Annotated in this window: 23 protein-coding genes; 11 read left to right on the top strand and 12 right to left on the bottom strand. The window is 38.5% G+C overall.

The features are described from left to right. The first annotated feature begins 139 nt into the window (after positions 1–139). Both AC27E9_RS14625 and AC27E9_RS14620 read left to right on the top strand, forming a co-directional pair. A complete protein-coding gene (locus AC27E9_RS14625; RefSeq protein WP_487131411.1) occupies positions 140–1567 on the top strand; it encodes a cache domain-containing protein in 1428 nt (475 codons plus the stop codon). After that, positions 1560–2180, top strand: a complete 621-nt coding sequence (locus AC27E9_RS14620) for a response regulator (RefSeq protein WP_487131409.1) — start codon at positions 1560–1562, stop codon at positions 2178–2180. The genes AC27E9_RS14625 and AC27E9_RS14620 overlap by 8 nt, the downstream gene beginning before the upstream one ends. 255 nt (positions 2181–2435) lie before the next feature. On the opposite strand, the gene AC27E9_RS14615 is transcribed toward AC27E9_RS14620, so the two are convergent. Together AC27E9_RS14615 and lldD are read right to left on the bottom strand one after the other, a co-directional pair. Then, positions 2436–3497 (bottom strand): DcaP family trimeric outer membrane transporter, encoded by a 1062-nt coding sequence (locus tag AC27E9_RS14615; protein WP_487131407.1) that lies wholly within the window; start codon positions 3495–3497, stop codon positions 2436–2438. Positions 3498–3879: 382 nt separating this feature from the next. Further along, positions 3880–5016, bottom strand: coding sequence for an FMN-dependent L-lactate dehydrogenase LldD (gene lldD, locus AC27E9_RS14610; protein WP_487131405.1), 1137 nt, complete (start codon positions 5014–5016; stop codon positions 3880–3882). A gap of 129 nt (positions 5017–5145) precedes the next feature. On the opposite strand from lldD, the gene AC27E9_RS14605 reads away from it, so the two are divergent. Together AC27E9_RS14605 and AC27E9_RS14600 are read left to right on the top strand one after the other, a co-directional pair. Next, complete coding sequence (locus AC27E9_RS14605; RefSeq protein ID WP_487131403.1) at positions 5146–6048, top strand: LysR family transcriptional regulator; 903 nt, start codon at positions 5146–5148, stop codon at positions 6046–6048. A gap of 162 nt (positions 6049–6210) precedes the next feature. Then, positions 6211–6357, top strand: a complete 147-nt coding sequence (locus tag AC27E9_RS14600; RefSeq protein ID WP_487131402.1) for a hypothetical protein — start codon at positions 6211–6213, stop codon at positions 6355–6357. A 314-nt stretch (positions 6358–6671) separates the two neighbouring features. Here AC27E9_RS14600 and groL read toward each other — a convergent pair whose 3' ends face one another. The 3 genes from groL to AC27E9_RS14585 all read right to left on the bottom strand — a co-directional run bounded on the left by groL (position 6672) and on the right by AC27E9_RS14585 (position 9300). Next, positions 6672–8327, bottom strand: coding sequence for a chaperonin GroEL (gene groL, locus AC27E9_RS14595; protein ID WP_487131400.1), 1656 nt, complete (start codon positions 8325–8327; stop codon positions 6672–6674). 72 nt (positions 8328–8399) lie between these two features. Beyond that, the gene (locus AC27E9_RS14590; RefSeq protein WP_487117058.1) at positions 8400–8690 is read right to left on the bottom strand and encodes a co-chaperone GroES; all 291 of its coding nucleotides are present in this window, start codon (positions 8688–8690) and stop codon (positions 8400–8402) included. Positions 8691–8796: 106 nt separating this feature from the next. Further along, a complete protein-coding gene (locus tag AC27E9_RS14585) occupies positions 8797–9300 on the bottom strand; it encodes an FxsA family protein (RefSeq protein WP_487131398.1) in 504 nt (167 codons plus the stop codon). A 240-nt stretch (positions 9301–9540) separates the two neighbouring features. Here AC27E9_RS14585 and cutA point away from each other — a divergent pair, with 240 nt between their 5' ends. Together cutA and AC27E9_RS14575 are read left to right on the top strand one after the other, a co-directional pair. Further along, positions 9541–9852: a divalent-cation tolerance protein CutA gene (gene cutA / locus AC27E9_RS14580; RefSeq protein ID WP_487131396.1), complete on the top strand. Its 312-nt coding sequence runs from the start codon at positions 9541–9543 to the stop codon at positions 9850–9852. A gap of 5 nt (positions 9853–9857) precedes the next feature. After that, complete coding sequence (locus tag AC27E9_RS14575; protein WP_487131394.1) at positions 9858–11696, top strand: protein-disulfide reductase DsbD; 1839 nt, start codon at positions 9858–9860, stop codon at positions 11694–11696. 90 nt (positions 11697–11786) lie between these two features. Here the strand turns inward: AC27E9_RS14575 and AC27E9_RS14570 are convergent, their stop codons facing one another. From AC27E9_RS14570 to AC27E9_RS14560, 3 genes are read right to left on the bottom strand one after another with little or no spacing between them, the layout of a single operon-like run. Next, on the bottom strand, positions 11787–14237 hold the full coding sequence (locus tag AC27E9_RS14570; RefSeq protein ID WP_487131392.1) for a bifunctional diguanylate cyclase/phosphodiesterase: 2451 nt from the start codon (positions 14235–14237) through the stop codon (positions 11787–11789). 2 nt (positions 14238–14239) lie between these two features. Further along, positions 14240–15469: a hypothetical protein gene (locus tag AC27E9_RS14565; RefSeq protein WP_487131390.1), complete on the bottom strand. Its 1230-nt coding sequence runs from the start codon at positions 15467–15469 to the stop codon at positions 14240–14242. Then, positions 15441–15893 carry a hypothetical protein gene (locus AC27E9_RS14560; RefSeq protein ID WP_487131388.1) on the bottom strand — a complete coding sequence of 151 codons (453 nt, stop codon included), beginning with the start codon at positions 15891–15893 and terminating at the stop codon, positions 15441–15443. The genes AC27E9_RS14565 and AC27E9_RS14560 overlap by 29 nt, the downstream gene beginning before the upstream one ends. Positions 15894–16184: 291 nt before the next feature. Here AC27E9_RS14560 and aroQ point away from each other — a divergent pair, with 291 nt between their 5' ends. From aroQ to AC27E9_RS14540, 4 genes are all read left to right on the top strand, one after another. Then, positions 16185–16640, top strand: a complete 456-nt coding sequence (gene aroQ, locus AC27E9_RS14555) for a type II 3-dehydroquinate dehydratase (protein WP_487131386.1) — start codon at positions 16185–16187, stop codon at positions 16638–16640. A 69-nt stretch (positions 16641–16709) separates the two neighbouring features. Then, positions 16710–17159, top strand: coding sequence for an acetyl-CoA carboxylase biotin carboxyl carrier protein (gene accB, locus AC27E9_RS14550; RefSeq protein ID WP_487131385.1), 450 nt, complete (start codon positions 16710–16712; stop codon positions 17157–17159). 22 nt (positions 17160–17181) lie between these two features. Then, positions 17182–18528 carry an acetyl-CoA carboxylase biotin carboxylase subunit gene (gene accC / locus AC27E9_RS14545; RefSeq protein WP_487131383.1) on the top strand — a complete coding sequence of 449 codons (1347 nt, stop codon included), beginning with the start codon at positions 17182–17184 and terminating at the stop codon, positions 18526–18528. 346 nt (positions 18529–18874) lie between these two features. Next, complete coding sequence (locus tag AC27E9_RS14540; protein WP_487131381.1) at positions 18875–19054, top strand: oxidoreductase-like domain-containing protein; 180 nt, start codon at positions 18875–18877, stop codon at positions 19052–19054. A 58-nt stretch (positions 19055–19112) separates the two neighbouring features. On the opposite strand, the gene elbB is transcribed toward AC27E9_RS14540, so the two are convergent. The 3 genes from elbB to AC27E9_RS14525 are packed head-to-tail and all read right to left on the bottom strand — an operon-like array spanning position 19113 to position 22424. Continuing rightward, positions 19113–19766, bottom strand: coding sequence for an isoprenoid biosynthesis glyoxalase ElbB (gene elbB, locus AC27E9_RS14535; RefSeq protein WP_487131379.1), 654 nt, complete (start codon positions 19764–19766; stop codon positions 19113–19115). Next, complete coding sequence (locus tag AC27E9_RS14530) at positions 19763–20956, bottom strand: multidrug effflux MFS transporter (RefSeq protein WP_487131377.1); 1194 nt, start codon at positions 20954–20956, stop codon at positions 19763–19765. The genes elbB and AC27E9_RS14530 overlap by 4 nt, the downstream gene beginning before the upstream one ends. After that, entirely contained in the window at positions 20946–22424 is a 1479-nt protein-coding gene (locus tag AC27E9_RS14525; RefSeq protein WP_487131375.1) for an aminotransferase-like domain-containing protein, read from the bottom strand. The genes AC27E9_RS14530 and AC27E9_RS14525 overlap by 11 nt, the downstream gene beginning before the upstream one ends. Positions 22425–22763: 339 nt before the next feature. Between AC27E9_RS14525 and AC27E9_RS14520 the strand changes: the two genes are divergently transcribed. Continuing rightward, positions 22764–23729, top strand: coding sequence for a DMT family transporter (locus AC27E9_RS14520; protein WP_487131374.1), 966 nt, complete (start codon positions 22764–22766; stop codon positions 23727–23729). A 123-nt stretch (positions 23730–23852) separates the two neighbouring features. Here AC27E9_RS14520 and speB read toward each other — a convergent pair whose 3' ends face one another. Beyond that, a complete protein-coding gene (gene speB / locus AC27E9_RS14515; protein WP_487131372.1) occupies positions 23853–24662 on the bottom strand; it encodes an agmatinase in 810 nt (269 codons plus the stop codon). Positions 24663–24691 lie beyond the last annotated feature (29 nt).

Below are 24691 nucleotides of genomic sequence, written 5' to 3'. Positions count from 1 at the left end.
CGCAAACAAGAAGACTATTGGACAACTTGATAAATTTATATAGATTTACCTATAGTGCTTTAAATTTGTTATTTATAGATAAAGTAACTGCTGCTAAAGCTAATTGCTAACTCACAAGACCACTCAAACGAGAGCGATAATGAACATAAACTTAAAGTTACAATTGGTGACTATAGTGCCACTTGTTTTGGTACTTAGTGCCGTACTCTTCGTTACTCAGGCCCAATACGAGTCTCTCTCTCAGCAAACCGTTGAGGAATATCGCCAAAGCACCATGAAGCATCGTAAAGAAGAATTACGCAACTATGTTACGATAGCTGAGCGGGCAATTGAACATATTTACAAAGATAAAGCACTGAAACCTCAAGAAGCTCAAGCGTTAGTAAAAAGCGTGTTAGCCAATATGCGCTTTGGCAAAGATGGTTACTTCTTTGCTTATGATTTCCAAGGTACTGCATTAGTCGTTCCTGGTCAGGAGTGGCGCATTGGCCAAAACTGGCTACCGCTTGAAGATAAGAATAATGTCAAACTCATTCAAGGGTTGATTGAAAAAGCTAAAAATGATGGCGGCTATTTAAGTTACGTATTTAATCAACCTTCCAAAGATGGTAATGAAGGTAAGAAAATTAGCTACGCTCGAGCGCTTAATGATTGGCAGTGGATGATAGGTAGTGGCGTCTACATTGACGATATCGACCAAGAAATCAGTATTTTAAATACCTCCATTGGTTTGCATATTCGAAATACCTCGATAATGACGCTAATCATTGGTCTCGTGGGGGTCATTACTATCTTTTTTGCGGGGCAATTTATTCGATTTAGTGAAAAAAAATTAGCTAACCGTAAACTGCGAGAGTTAAATGAACGTATATTTCAAACCCAAGAAGAAGAGTGTAAACGCGTGTCTCGTGAATTACACGACGGTATTAGTCAGACTATAGCAGCTGCACGTTTCGCAATTGAAACAGCACAATTAAAACAACAAAATAATGATAATGCTAGCGGTGAACTTGACCGTTCAATGGAGCTTATTTGTAAAATAATGGGAGATATTCGCAGTATTTCTCATCAACTGCATCCTGGGTTATTAGAAGATTATGGCTTAGGAGCAGCATTAGAAGAACTAGGGCGTGATTTTTCGCAACGTACTGGTATCAAAGTAAGTGTTAAACGTTTATCTGTTCGAAATATTCTTTCTAAAGAACTGAAAGTAGCCTTATATCGTATTGCTCAAGAGTCATTAACTAATATCGAACGACATACGGATGCGACGAAAGTAAGCATGGGTATAAAGCTCGGTTCAGGTTGGCTGATTATGGAAATTTCAGACAATGGGCATGGTTTCAACCTACAAGATTACGATCATAACGACAATAAAAAAGCCAATACCTACCAAGGTATTGGCTTAAGAAACATGAAAGAAAGACTCAACTTTTATCAGGGCGTTTTAAAGGTAAAAACAGATAATTCTGGGACAACCATTTGTGCTCATATCCCACAATCTCAATTGCGCTATAATGCCAATAATAGCAGCGAAAAACCAACTAAAGGGGAAGCCAATGATTAAAGTATTACTTGTAGATGACCACCCTCTATTTCGGGAAGGCTTAAAGTACCGGCTAAGCCTCGATGAAGAAATTGAAGTTACTGCCGAAGCTGAAAACGGCAAACAAGCATTAGAATTAATCAAAGAAAACAATTTTGATATCATCCTTATGGATATCAATATGCCAGAAATGGATGGCATGTATGTGCTCGAGCTTATTAAAGAGCAGAACCTTGACTGTAAAGTAATGATGTTAAGCATGCATGACAACAAAGAATATATTCTGGGTGCCATGCGCCACGGTGCTGACGGTTATATTTTGAAAGACGTACCAGGAAATGAGCTTTTAGAGGCAATTAAAAAAGTCGTTTCTGGTAAGTCCTACTTTAGTAGTGAAGTCACTGAGATTTTATCAAAAGAATTATCTGGCGAACAGCGCGGTATAGTAACGCGCAGAGAACAGCTTGTACTTAGGCTAATCTCTCACGGCTTTAATAATAAGCGCATCGCACAAGAGATTAATGTAAGTGTTCGCACAGTAGAAACCCACAAACGCAATATAAAACAAAAACTTGGCATTGACTCAACATTAGGTTTAATGCGCTACGCTATAGATTATGGCTTAGATCGATAATTTAGCCGTTTAGCTTTAATAAACATTAAGGGAGAACCCCTTCCCTTTAAACATTAAGTCGCATCAACGTTTTCACTTCAACTGTTTCATACCGCTCAGTTACCTAAGGTTGTAAAACTTAACCTTAAGTCTACTGTACTTGTCGAAACAGCATTCAGAACTACTTTTAGGTAAAGCAAGTACTTGCATTCCGTTTACCCTATACAAAATAGTGATAATTTTTTCATAATCACTATTCTCGAAACTGGTTGAAATCTATAGGCTGTATTTAACGGATAATTGCATATAGTTAGAATCTGCGGTTTCAGTTTTGTAGTTACCAACTTCAACACCGATAACAGTTTTAGGATTTATATTTTTCATTAGGTTGATGGCAATGTGTTTACGATCAGTAGCTCGACCATCAACTCCTATTTGGTCATCAATTTTAACCGCACCGTAATATAGGTTTGAACGTAAGTTTTCAGTCCAGAAATGACGATAAGCCACAGTAAATGCCTGAATATCATGGATATCTCCATTTTTAGCATTATCATGAATATTGGCTGCGGGGCTTACATAACGGCCCGGTCGACCACCGTTGTATGAAAAACGGAAATCATCTTTACCAAAGGTTTTGATTTTACCATGAACATTATAAGAAAATTGTGTGCCATCAGCTTTAGTTTCATCACCACCATTGTCTAAATTACGCACTAGGCCAGCGACAGCTACTTGTCCCCAATCCCTTTTAATTGTATAGCGCGCAACAGCATCAGGAATACTTTGGCTAACTCCTGACTGAGTAGAACCATTTTCAAGCGCTAGCTCTAAACCACCATCAGTATAACGAACTTGACCTTGTCGAATAAATGTTTGACCGACATGAGCGCCACCAAAATCTAGCGCTTCAGCAATAGAAACAAGCGGCATGAAGGTTGACCACGTTTGACCAACTTTCCATTTACCCTGCTGAACATAAGCATGGCGCAACCGAAGTGAGTGACCACCTGTTACTGTTTCAGTCGTCCCTGTTGGTTGTTGATCATCGTAAAAATCCCACTCTAAAACACCGGTAACATCTGTGTATTGATATTTAATATTGAAACGTGATTCCCTAACATTAAAACGAGTTTCTTTCGTGTTTTCTTTCACGCTATTATTACCAATCCACATATCACGATAAGCAAGATCTCCGCTCACATTCCGTAAATCAGCTTTAAAATAACCTCCAAAGGTCAGTTTACTTTCGTCATTAATATCGATTGAATAGCCGGCAAATGAAGAAGCTGATACCAAAGCGGTTAGCATCAATCCAGATTTAATTATAGTTTTCATTTTATTACCCTATTAGTTGAGAGGAATAATCCCAATGTTTCAAGAAGCCATTTAACTTGTTTCATTACTTACAGTATTAAAAAATGAAAGAGGAAGGTATCGGCGAACACCCTCATTTTATCTACGTGTTTACACTTAGTTTTTGGTTGTTTTTCGCTCAATAAAAATTGTGACTACACGCTGAAAGGTAAGGAATTCATTCCATTTAACCGAAATAGAAAGTTTCGAAATTAAAGTCTTAGTAAAACTAAAAAAGATCAATGAGATAAAGGAAAAACAACCTGTTTTTGAGCGGTTGTTTTCCCAAATTTGACGACAAACTAGAATTTAATAGCCGGAGATACAGCGTGATTTTTGGTAGAATGAAAATTGGGATAACATTTTAGAACGCTGCCAAAGACTCATAATTTAAGTCACTAATCGACTTTGCCCCAGTTAAAGTCATAGCAACTTGCATTTCCTTCTCATAGAATGCAAGTAAGTCTTCAACTCCTTGTTGACCCTGAGCAGCTAAGGCGTAAACAAATGAGCGGCCTAGTAAGGTACAGTCGGCACCCAGGGCAAGCATTCTCGCTACGTCTAAACCGGAACGAATACCTGAATCAGCAAATATTGTCATATCACCTTTCACCGCATCAGCAATCTTGGGCAGTGCTTTTGCTGATGATAAAACGCCATCAAGCTGACGACCTCCGTGATTCGAAACAACAATTCCATCGGCACCAAAATTAAACGCATCTTTAGCATCCTGTTGATCAAGAATGCCTTTAATCACCATAGGGCCATCCCAATATTCTCTTACCCACTCTAAGTCTTTCCATGAGATAGATTGATCAAAATTATCACCTAACCAACCAATATAATCTTCTAACTTTGTGGGTTCTCCTCGATAAGTAGAAATATTCCCCAGATCATGAGGTTTACCAAAAACTCCAACATCAAATGCCCAGTGTGGATGACACATGGCTTGCAATACTCGACGCACTGCAGCGTTTTTTCCACTCATTCCCGAATGCATATCACGATAACGAGCACCGGGAACTGGCATATCGACGGTAAAAACTAATGTAGTTACCCCAGCAGCTTTTGCTCGCTCAAGTACATTTTTCATGAACCCACGATCTTTAAGCACATAGAGTTGAAACCACATTGGTCGTTTAATTGCTGGTGCAACTTCTTCTATCGGGCACACCGAAACAGTCGACATAATAAACGGCAAGTTTTTGTTATCTGCCGCTTTTGCCGCTTGCACTTCACCGCGGCGCGCATACATGCCAGTGAGTCCTACAGGAGCAAGTGCAATAGGAAGTGACATCTTTTCACCAAAAATTTCAGCGCTTAAATCAAGTTCAGACATATTATTCAAAACACGCTGTTTTAATGCGATAGCCGATAAATCTTCAGTATTCTTTCTTAATGTATGCTCACCATATGAGCCACCATCGATATAGTGGAATAAAAAAGGTGGCAATTTAGCTTTTGCCGCTTTTTGGTAATCAGTTGGCGCTGAAATAATCATTCATTACTCCTATTGCAAAAAGCAGTTATTGCTTTCAAATTGTATATTTTTAAAACAAATTTAAGTTTACCCTTTATGTTTTATTAATAAATAGCAATAATGAAAAACATTATTTCCAAAAGTTAATCAATGATGTTAGCAAACGATCTCATTTTATTTTATCAAGTAGTTAAGCTCGGAAGCTTTAGCAAAGTGGCTGAGAAAAATAACTTAGCAAACTCAGTTATAAGTAAACATATCGCTCGCTTAGAAAAAGAACTTGGTGTGCAATTATTACATCGAACCACACGCAGTTTAACATTAACTGAAGTGGGTCAAGCGCTTGTTAGACAAGCCGAAATGATCAGCCAAATCACAGCAGAAGCGGTAGATACCGCATCTGGTTTTGATGAAAACGTCAGTGGTCATATTAAGATTTCTATTCCTACTATTTCAGGAGAGCTTTTTTTGGCTGAATCTATTGCTGAATTTGCTCAAAATTATCCTGATATTTCAGTCGAAGTAAGATTAGAAAATGAGTTTGTCGACTTGGTAAAAGAAGGGATCGATTTGGCTATTCGAACTGGCGTATTAGATGATTCAACTCTTATCGCAAAATCGTTAATTACCTCACATTGGGTTGTATGTTGCTCTCCAAAATATATTGAAAAATATGGCATGCCTCAAACACCAGACGATTTAGTGCGACACAACTGCCTCACTTATACTTACCAGAACCAAGGTGCTAATGAATGGCGATTTGGCCATGGAGAACTACAACAGAAAGTGAAAGTATCAGGTAGCTTTGCCACCAATAATTCACAAGCACTGAGAAAATCAGTAATCGCGGGCTATGGTATCGCTTATATTCCAAGGTGCAGTGTTTATCAAGATCTTAAAAAAGGACTATTGGTCGAGTTAATCCCTGATTACAAGACGAGAGAATTGGGCGTTTATGCCGTTTACCCTTACACTAAACATTTACCTCGCAAGATCAAACTGCTCATTGATCACATTAAACTCGGTTACCAAAATTTAAGCCACTATTTCTAACCACCTTCCTTTTAAATTATGAATTAAACATTTCATCAAGTTTCACAGCTACTATCAATAGTTATAGCTATAGTTATAGTTATAGTTATAGTTATAGGCTGAGAAATCCACGATATTGTAATGTACTAAGAAATTATTGCTGCTTCCATAAAAGATGAAAATGTGGGTACTGAGCTTGAACTGCGATATTTTTTACAACGAGAAAAAGAAGAAGAAACGCAAACCATTATTGCTGCACTTCTTAAGCATGGAGGTCAAACAGAACGAGAAGCCAAAGACAGGCATGGCATTTTACCGACACAGCTGTAGAGCTGTCATCATAAGGTTAATTAATATTCAATGTTAATCTAAACTGAGGAAGGTCAACGGCAGAAAACATCTTTAGCGGTCATTAAAGTAAACCAATAACTAACAAAATAGGTATTTATTCGTTTTTCAAATATCAATGACGATACAAAATACCTCATGAATGAAAAAGCCCGAGTATTGCTATTCGGGCTTTTACTATACGCTAAGGTTTCACGTAGGGAAAATCATCAGTAGCAAGAATTTGTAAGCGACGCATAGGTAAGTTTCTATGCGAGCGCAACAATAACCAAGCTAATGGCAGTTTTAACCTGTGACTACATCATGCCTGGCATACCGCCACCCATTCCACCCATACCGCCCATATCAGGCATTGCAGGTGCTCCAGAATCTTTAACTGGCGCGTCAGTAATCATAGCTTCTGTTGTTAACATTAAGCCTGCTACAGATGCTGCAAACTGTAATGCACTACGAGTTACTTTTGTTGGATCAAGAATACCCATAGCTAGCATATCACCGTAAGTGCTGTTACCAGCATTGTAACCGTAGTTACCTTCACCGTTACGTACTTCGTTTAATACTACTGAAGCTTCATCACCACAGTTAGTTACGATTTGACGAAGTGGCGCTTCCATTGCACGAATAGCAACGTTAATACCATGTGTTTGGTCTTCGTTAATGCCTTCTAAGTCTTTAATTGCTTCTGCTGCACGAACAAGCGCAACACCACCACCGGCAACAACACCTTCTTCAACAGCAGCACGTGTCGCATGTAATGCATCTTCAACGCGAGCTTTCTTCTCTTTCATTTCAACTTCTGTAGCCGCACCAATTTTGATAACAGCAACACCGCCAGCTAACTTAGCTAAGCGCTCTTGAAGTTTCTCTTTGTCGTAATCAGAAGAAGAATCTTCAATTTGACCACGAATTTGGGCAACGCGAGATTGAATTTCAGCTTCTTCACCGATACCGTCAATAATCGTAGTGTTGTCTTTTGAAATAACAACACGTTTTGCTTGGCCTAAATCTTCTAATGTCGCTTTTTCAAGCTCCATACCAATTTCTTCAGAAATTACAGTACCAGCGGTTAATGTCGCAATATCTTGTAACATAGCTTTACGACGGTCACCAAAACCTGGAGCTTTAACAGCAGCAACTTTTACAATACCACGCATGTTGTTTACTACTAATGTTGCTAGAGCTTCGCCCTCAACATCTTCAGCAATGATCAATAATGGCTTACCTGCTTTAGCAACACCTTCAAGTGTTGTTAGCAATTCGCGAATGTTTGATACTTTTTTGTCTACTAATAGAATGAATGGGTTTTCTAATTCAACCGCACCACTTTCTTGGTTGTTAATGAAGTATGGTGATAGGTAACCACGGTCAAACTGCATACCTTCAACAACATCTAACTCATCAGTTAACGCTTGGCCTTCTTCAACAGTAATAACACCTTCAGTGCCTACTTTGTCCATTGCTGTTGCGATGATTTGACCAACAGTTTCGTCAGAGTTCGCAGAAATAGTACCTACTTGTTCAATAGCTTTATTGTCAGCACACTCTTGTGATAAACCTTTTAATGATTCAACAGCAGCAACAACCGCTTTGTCGATACCACGTTTAAGGTCCATTGGATTCATGCCAGCAGCGATAGATTTTAAACCTTCGTTAACGATAGCTTGAGCTAAAACAGTTGCCGTTGTTGTACCGTCACCTGCTTCGTCATTAGCTTTGGAAGCAACTTCTTTCACCATTTGTGCGCCCATGTTTTCGAATTTGTCTTCAAGCTCGATTTCTTTTGCAACAGAAACACCGTCTTTAGTGATTGTTGGGCCACCAAATGATTTATCTAATACTACGTTACGGCCTTTAGGGCCTAAAGTTACTTTTACTGCGTCCGCTAAAACATTTACACCGTTAAGCATTTTAACGCGTGCGTCGTTACCAAATAATACGTCTTTTGCTGCCATGTTCATGACTCCTTAAAATTTGTCTTTGCACCGATAGTTATCAATACAATAAAATGAGTTGGAAATAATTAATTATTCTACGATGGCTAAAATGTCAGATTCTGACAAGATAAGTACTTCTTCACCGTCAATTTTTTCAGTTTTCATGCCGTAACCTTCGCTGAAGATCACTTGGTCGCCAATTTTTACATCTAACGCGCGCACGTCACCGTTTTCTAGAATTCGGCCCTTGCCTACAGCAACTACTTCACCACGTGTTGATTTTTCAGCCGCACTGCCAGTTAATACAATACCGCCAGCAGACTTAGATTCAACTTCTTTACGTTTGATGATCACACGATCGTGTAATGGACGAATACTCATTTCTTTCTCCTGAGATGTTCTATTTAATAAAAAATAAAGGATTTTAATTTTGTTGATTCAGAGATGGGGATTAAATAAAACTTCACAAGCCCACCTTGAAATTTTTTTAATCTTTACGTTCGAACTCACCATCTAAAGTTTGGCCTTTATGAGGTGATTGAATGCTTTCGTTAAATGGGTTTTCTTGTTGTGACGAAAAATCATTATGTTGCTGGTGTTGACCGTGAAATTGAAAGTGTTGGCTATGGCCACCACTATTTTTCATTTGCGTTTTTACACTTGCAACAATAGCGTTTCTCACATTAGGGATTAATAAACTTAAACCAAAAAAGTCAGTAACAAAGCCAGGTGTTACTAAAAACACACCAGCAACGAGCAACATTAAGCCAGTGACAATTTCATCCGACGGCATTTGTCCTTGTGCCATTTTAGTTTGTACAGAATTTAACGTTGATAGCCCTTGTTGGCGAACATATTTAGCCCCTAACCAAGCCGTAAAAATTACAATGGCAATTGTTGGCCAAACACCTAACACAGCGCCAACTTGCATTAAAAAAGAAATCTCTATAATTGGAATAATAATAAAAAGTACAAATAAAAGACGAAACATAATGGCTCCCAATAATCTTTAATGAAACTAATATGGGGCTTAACGGGTCTTTTTCAACCGAACAAGCTTTTTTGCTAGTGACTAATTAGCTCGAGGCTACGGCACAAAAAGCAATGAGATATATTTACTCCTTGAAAAAGAATAGCGTAAACTTACTTAGTTGAGAAAATACGCGGTATATTATTTGTTCAATTAAATTATATTGCGACAGATTAAGTTTTTATTGAGGCCTTTTTGATAATGTATCAAGTAACGTTATGCACATGCCCAACAATGGTTATCGCACAAAACATTGCCGAGCAACTAGTTACCGAAAAGCTTGCCGCTTGTGTCAATATTTTACCGAACATTAGCTCGGTATACCGTTGGCAAGGAAATATAGTGAGTGATACGGAAATACAGTTATTTATCAAAAGTAAGATAGAATGCTTTGATTTGCTTAATGATAGAATTAAGCAGTTGCATCCGTACGACACTCCTGAAGTTATCGCCTTGAACATCCAGCAAGGTGATCACCAATATTTAAACTGGATCAATGAGTCTTTAAAATAACGGTTATGAAAAAAGTTGTTGCTGTTTTTTGGTTAATACTAACCTGTTTTACATTTGCAAATGCGCCGGTAACCTATGCGCAAGATTCAATTTTTAATACTCCAGCGTCACTGTTTAGTAATGATGATGAGTTTTTAAAAGTTGACGAAGCTTTTATTTTTGATTTCCATCAGCAAAAGAATAAGCTACAAATTAGCTTTAATATTGCAGATGACTACTACCTTTATCGTCATCAATTCAAATTTACCACTAAGAATGCCACGATAGTACCTTTAAACTTGCCTGCTGGTGAGCACCATGAAGATGAATTTTTTGGTGTTCAACAAATATTTACTGGTCAGCTTGCTTTTACAGTAGATATTCAAGAAGCATTAGACAACGCTAGCATTACAATTCGTTATCAAGGCTGCGCCAAGAAAGGCTTATGTTACCCACCAACGAAAAAAACGATTGATTTAAGTGAGGTGGTTTTAACAGACAGCGATGCTACAAATGTACTAAGTGCGCTTGAAGCTTCTAACGAAAATAATAATGCAGCCGCAGAAAGTAATACTGATAATGCCAGTAGCAGTGAGCAACACCAATTAGCAGATATGCTAAAAGGGGACAACGTTTGGTTAACTCTAGCGGCTTTTTTTATTGGTGGTTTATTACTGTCATTCACTCCTTGTGTATTCCCAATGTACCCTATTTTAACGGGCATCATTGTTGGTCAGGGAGATAAGTTATCAACCAAAAAAGCCTTCACCTTATCGTTCTTCTATGTTCAAGGTATGGCAGTAACTTATACGCTACTTGGTATTGTCGTTGCTATCGCGGGCGCTCAATTTCAAGCAATGTTTCAGCACCCAGTTGTACTGATTGCCCTAAGCGTATTGTTTATCTTTTTAGCCTTGTCTATGTTTGGTGTTTTTAACTTAGCGCTACCAAGCAGCTGGCAGAACAAGCTGAATAACGTCAGTAGCAGCCAGAAAGGTGGTTCATATGTAGGTGTGTTAGTTATGGGGGCTATTTCAGGTTTAGTTGCGTCACCTTGTACGACTGCACCATTAACTGGCGCCTTATTATATATTTCTCAATCGGGTGATATTGCATTAGGTGCGTCGGCTTTATATGCCTTAAGTTTAGGTATGGGATTACCACTACTAATATTAGGTAGTTCAGGTGGCAAGTTATTGCCAAAAGCTGGCAACTGGATGAATGTTATTAAAAACATTTTCGGTTTGTTATTACTAGCTGTGCCTATTTTCTTGCTAGAGCGCTTCTTACCTATGTTAGCAATCGAAATTATGTGGTCGGTATTAATTTTAGCGACAGCAGGTTACTTCTACACCGTTAATCAGGAGTCATCAAAAACATTTGGTTTCGGTTTACGTAGCATTTTAATCTTCTTAATTTTCTTTATCGGTGCTAATAAAGCGTATCAATTAGTATATCCAACAGCTCAAGTTTCTGCGCCACAGCAAAGCCAACAACATGGCTTTGAACACGTTAAAAACCTTAGCGAAATGAACCAAGCTATTGCCAAAGCAAATGCCGAAGGAAAAACAGTTATGGTTGATCTTTATGCAGATTGGTGTGTCGCCTGTAAAGAGTTTGAAGAGTACACCTTCTTTGAGCCGAACGTTCAACAAGCATTGTCAAATTCAGTGCTATTACAAATTGACCTGACAGATACTGGCTCAAAAGACAGCGTAGAGCTAATGTCACACTTTGAAGTATTTGGCTTACCATCAATCTTGTTCTTTGATAAAACAGGTCAAGAGCTAGTGCAGCGCCGTGTTACAGGCTTTATGGCAGCTGACGAGTTCTCTGCACACGTTAATAAAACCTTCGCAAACTAACCTAGTTTACAAAGCATAAAAAAAGCGCCTTAGGCGCTTTTTTATTTAATATATTGCTTATTAGTATTATAGAAGCATAAATAACTGCAGCTAACTTGTCGTCAATTCAGAGCTAGCAAACACCTTCCATTTACCATCAATAATTTGTCTGCTAATAAAATTAAATAGATCAGTTTCAGGTATTGGCTTAGAAAAGTAATAGCCCTGAATAAGATCACAATCATTGTCTGTTAAGCTACGTAATTGTGCTTTTGTTTCAACGCCCTCAGCAATTACCGTTAATCCTAAATTTTTCACCATTGCAATGGTTGACATTATAATTTGAAAATCAGCATGATTTTCTAACATGCCAAAGACAAAACTCTTATCAATTTTAATAACATCTACAGGCATACGTTTTAAATAAGCCAATGAAGAATATCCGGTTCCAAAATCATCAATAGCGAAGCTAAAACCAAGCTTGCGCACAGCATCCATAGTATCAATTGCTTTATCTATATCTTTTACTAATGTTTGCTCCGTTAACTCAAGCTCGAAGTTTTTAGCAGGTAAGCCAAACTCTTCTAATAAGTCTTCCAAATACATTAATAAATTAACATCAGCAAACTGAGCTGCAGATAAATTAATGGCAATAATTATATCAGGTAAACCAATATCTTTCATACTACTCGAAATTTCAAAGCATCGACGTATTACCCAGTAACCAAGGGCAATCATATGTTCTGAGTTTTCCAAAATAGGAATAAAGTCATCTGGTGATACAAGCCCCCTTTCAGGATGCTGCCAACGAAGTAACGCTTCAAAGCCATGTAATTTATTTGTTTTCGCCGCTAATTGTGGCTGTAGGCTTAAGCTAAACTGCCCTTTAGCAAGTGCTTGTTTTACTTCACTTTCCATCATCACACGTTGAGCGACGCGCTGAAACATTCCTCCCTGATAAACAAAGTATTGATCGCCACCATTACCTTTTGCTTCATACATGGCAATATCAGCATGACTAATAAGCTCACTCGCTTGTACCAGTTCACCTTCCGTCATGGCAATACCAATACTGCAAGTAACATAAAATAAGCTACTATCAATTTTGATTGGCAATTGAAAACTTTTTAGAATGGCATTAGCAATCTTTTCTGCATAATCGATGGATGTATTTTCATTAAGCAATATAAGAAATTCATCACCACCAAAGCGACAAACAATATCTGAACTCGCCACACTTAAGTTTATGCGATTAGCCGCTTCTATTAGCAACTTATCACCTTCACCATGACCATGGGTATCATTAACCTTTTTAAAGTCATCTAAATCTAAAAACAGCACAGCAACATCGTCACTTTGACGGTTAGAGTTACTCAAAGCCTTACGTAATTGATAGTTAAGCATATTTCGATTTGGCAGACCGGTTAACAGGTCGTACATCGCAATATTCTCAAGCTCTTGCGTTTTTTGAGTAACTTCAATATTTAATTGTTCAAGTTCATAACTTAAATCTTTTGTCGCGTTTACCAAAACATCTATTTCATCAGGAAATACTTTTGATTTGCTAATTTCAACTTTTCGAAACTGCTCAAATTCTTTTTTGGCTAACAAAGGTAAAATATCAGACAGTACCAATAACCTTTTAGTAAAAGGCCCTGCAACAAAGTGGACTAAAAAGGCAATAACAACAAGAATCGCGATAGCAGAAAATACAAACTGAAGTCGATAAGCTTGATATTTTTCAGTAAAAGGACTGACATCATCAACCTGTGCCATGTAAAAATTCTGCGTCTTTGATGCTGCCAAAGATAGCAAATTTATCAAATAGCTTTTATCTTGATATTCTATTTGCAGACCTTCATTCTTAACACTTAGTAACGAAGTTTGAGATTTTTCCCCCATAAACAATCCATTCATTAATCTAGGGGCGGACGATGTTATTAACTGAGCATCAGCCAGTTTAGTTTGATCCGATTTATTAAAAGTAACAATCGCTACTTGATTTTCTAGCGCTTGATTAATAGCAAAAATCACATCAACAAATGACACCGCCATAGTGACAATAGCCATATCACCTTTTGCATTCAAAATTGGCGTAGAAATCAATTGCACGCATGATTGTATACAGCTTAATTGATAATCTGGTGCACTAGTTTTCCTCACTCGCTCAAGGCTTGCTAAAACATCAGAAGACATCGACGATGACATAAATATCGGTTGTAAGGACTCTGTTACCAGCCATAAAGACTCAACATTTTGGTTAATCTGTAAAGCATCAAACTGCTGTTCTAGAGCATTTGCTACTTGATAAAAGTCGACCTGTTCTTTTAAGCCAATAATATCGGTAAAAGATTCAAGCCAACTACCAACCTGCTCTCGAACAATACGACTTTGCAAATCAAATTGTGCCTGGCCTTGCCGTAACTTGTTTTCTTGGTATTGCTCAAACTCCTGATCAAGTCGTGAAATAGATAACATCGAAATTGCAAGGCTCAGCAACATCAATGCGCTAACAACAAGAATGAAGAACTTAATTGATACACTAACGAAACGAAATTTCATAGTTAGAACCAATACATAAATTGAATAGCCCAAACTTGCCAATTCTTACTGTCATTGGCGATTGGATCAGGCTGTACAACAGGAGAAAGCCTTGCTCCACCTTGCATCCAATGATATTCAGCATTAATTCTAAAGTTACTGGCAACGTCATATGTTAGGCCAATCATAGTATCATTATGATAACCGAAATATGCCGGCACCAAGCCACCACTGCTTCGCGCTAATTGACTGCCATTTTTATCATCCTTATTACTATAAAAACGTTCAGTTCGAAGCATTACAGAAAGTTCTTTCTGTAACTGATAACTTGCTTGGGCATAATAGCCTTGCCCGATAGTGTCACGATGAAACCCTGGAAAATAGAAACCATCGGTCACAAGACGTTCTTGCACTAGCTCGGCACTAAACTGCCAAAACTCACCTTCATAAAGAGCACTAGCAGTATAAAACTGAAGCGTAAAGTCGCTATCAAAAAAATTATCTATTTCTGCCTGTTGATAACCAAACGACGCATCATTTACCGAAACACCAAAACGCCATTGTGAATATGGCGGACGCCAATAAACACTTACCTGAGTATCTAAGTCATGCTCAACTTTACCAAATGCAAACTCGCCTACAACTACGTCAGCTTGTTCATCTGAAAAAGAGCTCTTGCCTCGACTAAAATTAAAATCAAATTCGCCTAGCTCATCATCGTTGTAGGTGAATTTGGCAGCTGCGCCATCACCTCCAACCCCCAAGTCTCGCAAACCATCAAAATAAGTTACTTGTGGAATAATAATTGACGGGCGAGCGAATGGAACATCGCGAACACTTGAATATAGCCAATGGATATTTTTCACTCTGCCAAAATAGAAACTCGCTTGCCATGCTTCATTGTGAAAGGCATCCCATTCTAATAATAGGTAATCCAATCGAGGCCCAGGGTGATAACGATTGCCACCATTAAGATAAACGGCTTGACCTGCCACTCTAAAATCATCATTAATCTGATAGGAGGCATTTAAGCCTATTTCAGTTAGTTCAAAAGAAATACTTTCATCATCATTAATATAATTACTGCCATCAGCATCGATAACACCTTGAGCAACGAAGCCATGTACCTGCAATGACTCATTATTGATCTCAGCAGCATTAGCTGCTATTGCAACGCTTACACTTAATATTGTGCCTATTGAATAAGCCCACACTTTAGTCGGCCTAATCATCAATTTTAATGATGTTAACATCGCTGACCTCCAATACATTTTCCACATAACCAATAGCACCTTTTGTCGATTTTACAGCTTCGACTAGCTCACTTTCATTAGCAACTTCAATGGGAGCAACACCATAGCCCGAGAATGTTAATTTATGCCAAATACGATCCAACTGGTAAGGAAAAAGTCGTAACTGCTCCTTACAAAACTTTTGATGGATGATGTTCTTACTCGACAAAACGTAAACCACTATTGGTGTACCATTTTGCCAATGTACTTGGCGCATTGAATATATTCGACGTAGCTGTGTCGTCGACAACGAGACAGTTTCGGCCGTAATATTTGAAATAATATTTATCGCTTGTACTTGGGGGGAGGTGAGCAAGACAATAAAAGCAATTTGAATAAATATAGCTTTAATAATTTCATCCTTGTTTTTAACAGAGAACGACATGACTACATTTAACCTGAGATACAAGTTCCATGCACTAAGGCTAAATCAATGAATTAATTAAAATTCCTACTTTATTTAGTTTAGTAAACTTATTCTAACTTACAATACATTATCTCCTTAAAAACCTCGCTTAAGTGATTAGACCAGTATTTTGCTGCTATATTCTGCGAAAACACTATAATAATCGTCAAACAGTATGAACATTTCGTTTTTTTGAAATTAATTACAATCTTATCTATAAATATGACATGATAGCAACATCAATCAACGTTAAAGGTGTTTTTACCGAAAATGACTACAAAGTTTAACATTTTAGTTCTAAACGGCCCTAACTTGAATATGTTAGGTAAACGTGAACCGACAATTTATGGCTCACTGTCATTAGCTGAGATTATGGCAAATTTACAGAACCTTGCCAACGAAGAAAATATTGTACTAAGTCATATTCAGTCTAATGCTGAACATGTGCTAATAAATGAAATTCACAATAGTTTTGAACAAGTAGACTTTATTATTATTAACCCTGCTGCTTTTACACACACCAGTGTCGCACTACGAGATGCATTATTATCGGTTAATATTCCTTTTATCGAAGTTCACTTATCAAACGTTCACGCCCGTGAAACATTTAGACAACATTCATATTTATCTGATATCGCCATAGGTGTTATCAGCGGTTTAGGAGCCAAAGGTTACGAATATGCATTAAACGCAGCTGTTTCGCACCTTAAAATACGAAAAAATTAAGCAACTAAAGTTCATTATGTACTTTAGTCATTTAACACATAAATTTAATAATTATTAAAAGGTATTCAAATGGATATTCGCAAAATTAAGAAGTTAATTGAATTAGTAGAAGAATCAGGTATCAACGAATTAGAAATTTCAGAAGGTGAAGAGTCTGTAAGAATTAGCCGCGGTGGTTCTGTTGTACAAGCTGCTCCTATGATGCAAGCGGCACCAGTTGCAGCTCCTGTTGCTGCCGTAGCTTCGGCCGCTCCTGCCGCTGAAGCAGCAGCTCCGGCATTAACAGGCCACATTGTACGTTCACCTATGGTTGGTACTTTTTATTCTTCAGCTTCACCAGACGCGCCAGCGTTCGTTGAAGTAGGTCAGCACGTTAATGCTGGTGATACATTATGTATCCTTGAAGCAATGAAAATGATGAACCAAATTGAAGCAGACAAGTCTGGCGTTATTAAAGAAATTTTAGCAAATAACGAAGACGCAATTGAATTCGATCAACCGCTATTCATCATTGAATAAGCCCAACAGTAAGGGTCATTCCATGTTAGATAAAGTTGTTATCGCCAACCGAGGCGAAATTGCACTAAGAATATTACGTGCATGTAAAGAACTTGGTATTAAAACAGTTGCTGTGCATTCAACGGCTGATAGAAACTTAAAACACGTATTATTAGCCGACGAAACTATTTGTATCGGTGAAGCGTCTGCGTTAAAAAGTTACTTAAATATCCCAACAATTATTACTGCTGCTGAAGTTACTAATGCGGTTGCAATTCATCCGGGTTACGGGTTTTTAGCTGAGAACGCTGATTTTGCTGAGCAAGTTGAGCAGTCTGGTTTTGCTTTTATCGGCCCTAAAGCGGAAAGTATTCGTTTAATGGGTGATAAAGTTTCAGCTATTAAAGCCATGAAGTCTGCTGGTGTTCCTTGTGTTCCTGGCTCTGATGGTCCACTAACCGACGACGAAGCAACAAATATTGCTCATGGTAAGCGTATTGGCTACCCGGTAATTATTAAAGCTTCTGGCGGCGGCGGCGGTCGAGGTATGCGAGTTGTTCGCAGCGAAGACGAATTAATTGAATCTATCGCTCTGACTAAAAATGAAGCACGTGTAACTTTCAATAACGATATGGTTTACATGGAAAAATTCCTTGAAAATCCACGTCATGTTGAGATTCAAATTATGGCTGATGGTCAAGGTGGTGCAATTCATCTAGGTGAGCGTGACTGTTCAATGCAACGCCGTCACCAAAAAGTTGTTGAAGAAGCTCCAGCACCAGGCATTACTCCAGAGATGCGCGCCAAAATTGGTGAGCGTTGTTGTAACGCTTGTATCGAAATTGGCTACCGTGGCGCGGGCACTTTCGAGTTCTTATATGAGAATGGTGAATTCTACTTTATCGAAATGAATACTCGTATTCAGGTAGAGCATCCCGTTACGGAAATGATCACTGGTGTTGATTTAATTAAAGAGCAACTTCGCGTTGCTGCCGGTCAACCACTATCTTACACTCAAGAAGATATTAAGATTGCTGGTCATTCAATAGAGTGCCGTATTAATGCTGAAGATCCACGTACTTTTATCCCTTCACCGGGTAAAATTACTCGCTTTCACCCACCAGGTGGCATGGGCGTACGTTGGGATTCTCATATCTATGCTGATTACTCGGTACCACCACATTATGATTCTATGATTGGTAAGTTAATCACTTACGGTGATAACCGTGACGTGGCCATTGCTCGTATGCGTAATGCACTAAATGAATTAGTGATTGACGGTATTAAAACTAACATTGCTTTGCATCAAGATATTTTAAACGATCAAGGCTTTGTTAACGGTGGCGCAAATATTCATTATCTAGAAAAGAAGCTTGCTGAAGTTGAATAAACGTTCAGGTATTAGCTAAATAATAAAAAGCTCTGCATGCAGAGCTTTTTTTATGTCACGGATAACTGTAATAAGCATTCATATAGATGTGAAAGAGCTGTTATGCCAAGGATGGCGGTATTAAGCGATCACACAGATGTGAAAGAGCTGTTATGCCAAGGATGGCGGTATTAAGCGATCACACAGATGTGAAAGAGCTGTTATGCCAAGGATGGCGGTATTAAGCGATCACACAGATGTGAAAGAGCTGTTATGCCATGGATTATCTGAGCTAAACCGTTATGACAGATATCATGCTATCATGGCTAATAACAACATATGACTTTTAACGAATTAGACTTAAAAAATGACTGAGCTATTAGAAAAACCCCTACCACCTGCCGATGATGATTGTTGTGGCGGCGGTGCATGTAACCCTTGTGTATGGGATCACTACTATGCAGAACGAAAAAAGTGGCGCCTACAACAAGTGGAATTAAAAGCTAAACAAGAACAAGAGCAAGAGCAAGAAAAAGCTAACAATTAACGCTTTTTCTTTAAGTGGATTACGAGTGAATTATTCCGCTGATAGTCCACAACTTTTATTAGCTTAAATGAATTACCTTTGCGACCAATTTATTGATACCTGCCGCAGCTTCTGTCATCGATGTCGCCAACATGTAAGCAGGCGTCGAAACTAACTTTCTAGGCTCGTCAGTAACAATCTCATCAACTTCACAATCTTTATGTGCTAAGCCAATATTTACTAATGATTCCGCAATCGCGGCATCTTTGCCTATCGTTGCTTGAGCGTCGTTGCCATAAATTAACGGGATCATCGTTGGCGCAATGCACATATAACCAGCAGGCTTACCTGCACTAGCAAATGCTTTGCAAGTTGCTAGCACTTGCTCATTAACAGATAGGTTTTCACCATTAATTGCAAAATCTGATAGGTTTTTTGCCGCACCGAAACCACCCGGAACTATCAAGGCATCAAACTCTTCAATGTAAAATTCAGATAAATCTTCAACATCGCCACGAGCAATTCGAGCAGACTCTACCAACACATTTCGCTGCTCATCCATCATAACTTCACCTGTTACATGGTTAATAACATGGTATTGATTAATATTAGGTGCAAAGCAACGGTATTTTGCGCCTGCCTGCTCGATGGCAAGTAAGGTTAAAACCGCCTCATGTATTTCACTGCCATCGTAAACGCCACAACCTGATAAAATTACTGCAATATTTTTCACGTTTCTACCTCACTTTTCTCTACGACCCTATGCATAAATTGGCATAGTAAAACGATATAAACGGCGGCTGCCATTAATAAGGCAAATGGTAAAGCAGTGCCATCATAAAATACAGCTAAAATCGGGCCAGCTAAAGCACCAACACCAAAACGCAATGTACCATTTACGGCGGTTGCCGTACCTGCATGCTCAGCAAACTCTTGCAATATTAAGGCATTGGCATTGACAGAGATCATCGACAAACTGCCCATTAATGGCAATATTACTGCAACGTGATACACCAATGGTAACGATAGTATGTTAGCCAGCACTAGGCTGGTTGCGGCAATAACAGCTAATAACATGCCATAGCTGAGCATTTTTCTTGAACCAATTTTTGTTACCACACGTGTATTAATAAAATGTGCAGTCATTAATGCTAAAACATTCATGCCAAACAGCACACTAAACTCAAATTCAGACACTTTAAATACTGTTAAATAGACAAACGAAATAGCGGTTATATAGGCAAAAAATGCGAGTGAAACCATCATCGAACTGATCAAGTCTAAACGCGCTTTTTTATTGCTGAACACAATTTTATAGCGCTCTATTGTCCGATACTCTTTTGATGCTTTTTGTGAATTAACATCAGGTAAGAAAAAAGTGCCCAACACCAAGATAACTAAGGCATATAAAGCTAAAATATAGAATATCATTTGCCAACTATGTAGTAATAGCGCACTACCAATACTAGGCGCAATCATCGGCGCCAGCATCATGATCATACTCACGTATGACAAACCTTTAGCAGTGTCTTTACCATAAAGTTGATTAATAATTCCCGGTACCACAACGGTTGCAGCGCTGCCGATAAATGCTTGCATAAAGCGCAACGCAATAAACTGCTCAATGTTCTGTGCTATGGTTAACAACAAAGTGGTTAATAAAAAACCTGTTAAACCAATAATAACCAGCTTACGTCGCGAATGTTTATCAGCCATAGGACCAAACACTAACATGCCTAGTGCATAGCCAAAGAGGTAAATACTCAAGCTATTTTGCACCAATGGCATTTCTGTTGAGAAATGCTCGGCTAATGTTGGCATTGCCGGTAAATACATATCAATAGCTAAAGGTGAAACGGCAATAATTGCGGCCAGTAACGGCAACAAGTACTTTAATGGTATTTTTACTGAGTTATTTGACACTCGATTGGATCCTAGTTTTTCTTTGTGGATCAGGGTATTGATGCACAAGTTTTCCTAAAATTTTAATGGCTTCATCAATACGTTCGCACCACTGCACGCCAAAACTTATTCGCATATAATTTTTATACTTTCCTGATGGCGAGAATATCTCGCCAGGGGCAAAGTTTACGCCTTGGGTAATTGCTTGATTAAAAAACTGGCTGGTATCAACATGCGAGCGACACCGAACCCATAACACACTGCCACCCTGCGGTTTTGAAATGCAGACTTGTTCTGGAAAATATTGTGCAATTAACGCTCGCATTCGCTCGCAATTGTATCGTAGTGTTTTACGCAACACTTGCAGATGACGGTCATATTCACCACTCATTAAATAGTCAGTTAATGTCCACTGCTGCAACATCGGTGTTGAGCATGACTGAGCCCGTTTAATTCGTTTCGCCTTTTCTTCAAATTTTCCCGGTAACAACCAACCAACCCGATAGCCCGGTGCCGCTGTTTTTGAAAAAGATGAACACGTTAATACTAAGCCTTTTTCCGAGTATAACTGCGCCGATACAGGCCTTTTTTCGGTAAAGTACAAATCACTATAAACTTCATCTTCAATCAGCGGAATGTTATTTTTCTCTAGCAAAGTCACCATATCTTGTCGCTGTTTATCAGTCATCATAGAACCCAATGGATTATTAATGGCGGTAGAAAACAGGCAGGCCTTCACTGGATGCTGCTCAATGACAGTTTCAAGTTCTGAGATACACACGCCATCTTCTGGGCAGGTATAAACTTCTAGAACTTTCATCCCTAAACTTTCAATTAATTCAATTAAGCCAAAATAACAAGGCGACTCAACTGCGATAATATCTCCTCGCTCTGCCACACATTGTAGAGCTATCGATAACGCCTCTTGAGCACCATTAGTAATGATCAAGTCATCGTGATTTACCAGTACACCTTGTTCCTGATAACGAAATGCTAAATTCAATCGTAATTTAGGGTCGCCATTTACCGGCCCATAACTTACTGCTTTCTCTGAAACACGGCTTATTACTGAACGCATCAACCTAGCAAGTGCCTTATCGGGTGGATGTGCATGTACGGGATTAGAAATTCCCAAGGCGACTGAATCAGGAATATGGACAGCATCATATACTTGTTCAATTAAGCTACGGCATGAAACTTCAGACGGTTCACAATATGCCCATTTCGCCCGCCGTGGTAACAAGGTGCGTGCTTGTTTTGCTTTCAGATAATAACCCGACTGCGGCCTTGCAGAAATCGCACCTTGCCGCTCAAGCTCTACATAAGCCTGTTTAACCGTCGGCACACTAATGTCGAATTGACGACTAAGCTTACGAAGGCTAGGTAATTTATCACCAGGACGTAAAGCGCCACTTTTAGTCTGGTGCTCAACAAAATCGATTACTTGTTGGTATAAAAACTCGGGCGCAGATTTATCAACTAGACGCATAACTGTATAGGTTGCATTTTCATTTTTCTGTGTATGTTATTAGAACAAATAATCAGTAAACTGTCTATTCAATAACGAAGGTTCACTTGTTTTTATTTTGAAAACACCCAACGAGGAGAGGCACATGACATTTGTATATATCGTAAAAACAGTTTTAACAAAATGGATTAATACCTTATCAAAAAGAGGTTTTAGTACTGCTCTCGTTAGGCAAGAAACACAAATGTCAGTGCATTTGACATGCAAGAACAATACAAATGAACAACGAACTTGCTGCTCTAAATAGTATTAATTAAAGCTAGCAATACCTTTATTGCTAGCTATTGTTAAGGATGAATAATGAACAATACCTTTTTGTATATCATCACTGTACTGATATGGGGCTCCACCTGGATAGCCATTAATTATCAACTAGGTGATGTTGCATCAGAAGTATCACTATTTTACCGTTTCGGTTTGGCGGCATTAGTGCTGTTTATCTACTGTCAATATAAGCAAGTCTCACTAAAATTTTCTGCTCGCCACCACTTACAATTTTTCCTATTTGGTATGACGTTATTTGGTTGTAACTATTTATTTTTATACTCAGCACAACAGCATATTAACTCAGCATTAACTTGCATCGCATTTTCAATGATCATGTTCTTTAATGTTTTTAATGCCCGTATTTGGTATGGCACCAAAATAACCAAACAGGTATATATTGGCGGCTTGTTGGGTTTGGCCGGCATAATCATTTTGTTTTGGCCACAGATAAATGATACCCAACTAGGTGCAGAAACGTTAATGGGGTTAACACTATGTATTACCGGAACATTATTCGCGTCCACCGGCAATATGTTATCAATGAAAAATCAAAAGATGCAGATCCCATTAATGCCTGCAAACGCTTGGGGAATGGCTTATGGCGCAACCTTTATGGCACTAATGGCACTGGTTCAAGGTAAAGATTTTAGTTTTGAATATTCAGCATCATACGTTACTTCGTTGCTTTATTTATCAATATTTGGCTCAGTAATCGCTTTTGGCAGTTATTTAACCTTGCTTAATCGCATTGGGGCTCATAAAGCGTCTTATGCATCAATTATGTTCCCTGCGGTCGCGGTGGTTATCTCAACATTCGTTGAAGACTTTTCTTGGACATTGTTCACCGTTGCTGGTTTAAGCTGCATTTTGGCTGGAAATTTGGTGGTGTTAATGAAGCCTAAAAAAAGCACATCAAGTAAAGAAAAAAGAGAAATTCTAGAAAAAGACTTTACAGAAACCAATGTAAATCAAAAAAACTTGAATACTGAATCGATATAATAAGGTCTTATGACTTTCCAAATGGTCAATTTTTTGTGCGCAGTACACTTAACCTAAGTGCCAATTGCACGACGGTGCTGAATACCTTCCTTTTCAGCACCGTTTTTTCTTTCTGTCGATTAACTAGCTGAGTAACATTTTCCCTGCAACTTCTTTAACAAGTTTTGCCGCAAGTTGTGAGGTCATAGCATCAATATCTTTATTCGGATTAAATTCAACAATATCAGCGCCAACCAAAGGTGTATTAATATTGTGAATTAAATTAATCACTTCACGTGTTGATAAACCGCCGGGCTCTCGGTGTGATACGCCTGGCGCAAAAGCAGGGTCAATACCATCTATATCTAACGACAAGTACACTGGATGTTCAAATACCAATGGTTCTGTTAACGGCCAATGTCGCATCTCAAGCGATTCAACTTCGAATTTGGCAATTTGCTGTTCTTGATGCAAGTTTAGCGTTCGAATACCAACCTGCACTAGCCTGTCACATAAACCATCTTCCATCACTCGTGCAAAAGGGCAAGCATTAGAATAACGATTGCCCTTAAATGAGTCATATAAGTCTGAATGGGCATCAATATGTAAAATAGTTAGTTTCGGGAAATATTTACGATAACTTTTCAATAATGGGTAACTAATACTATGATCGCCCCCTAACGAAAGTAATCGAGTATTGTTTGACAAAAGTTGCTCGCAACACTGCTCAATATCTACGATAAAACTCTCTGCTTTAGCTATCTTAACATCACCTGCGTCAAGCCAACGCTTTGAATCCCTTAGGTTGACACCTAGCTCTGTTGAGCCATTAAGTGAACCTCCATTTAGTACTTCACGAATTGCTGAAGGGGCTAACGCGGGCCCCCGTTCAAATGATGAATTATCATCAAAAGGCACACCAAGCAGTGCCACTTTAAAGTTATTGTTCGTCATAATCTGCCCTTTACTCTCTATTTAACAAC

Source organism: Colwellia meonggei (assembly GCF_057537295.1).
The sequence above is the reverse complement of the archived record's forward strand: the minus strand, read 5'-3'. Positions and strand labels throughout refer to the sequence as shown.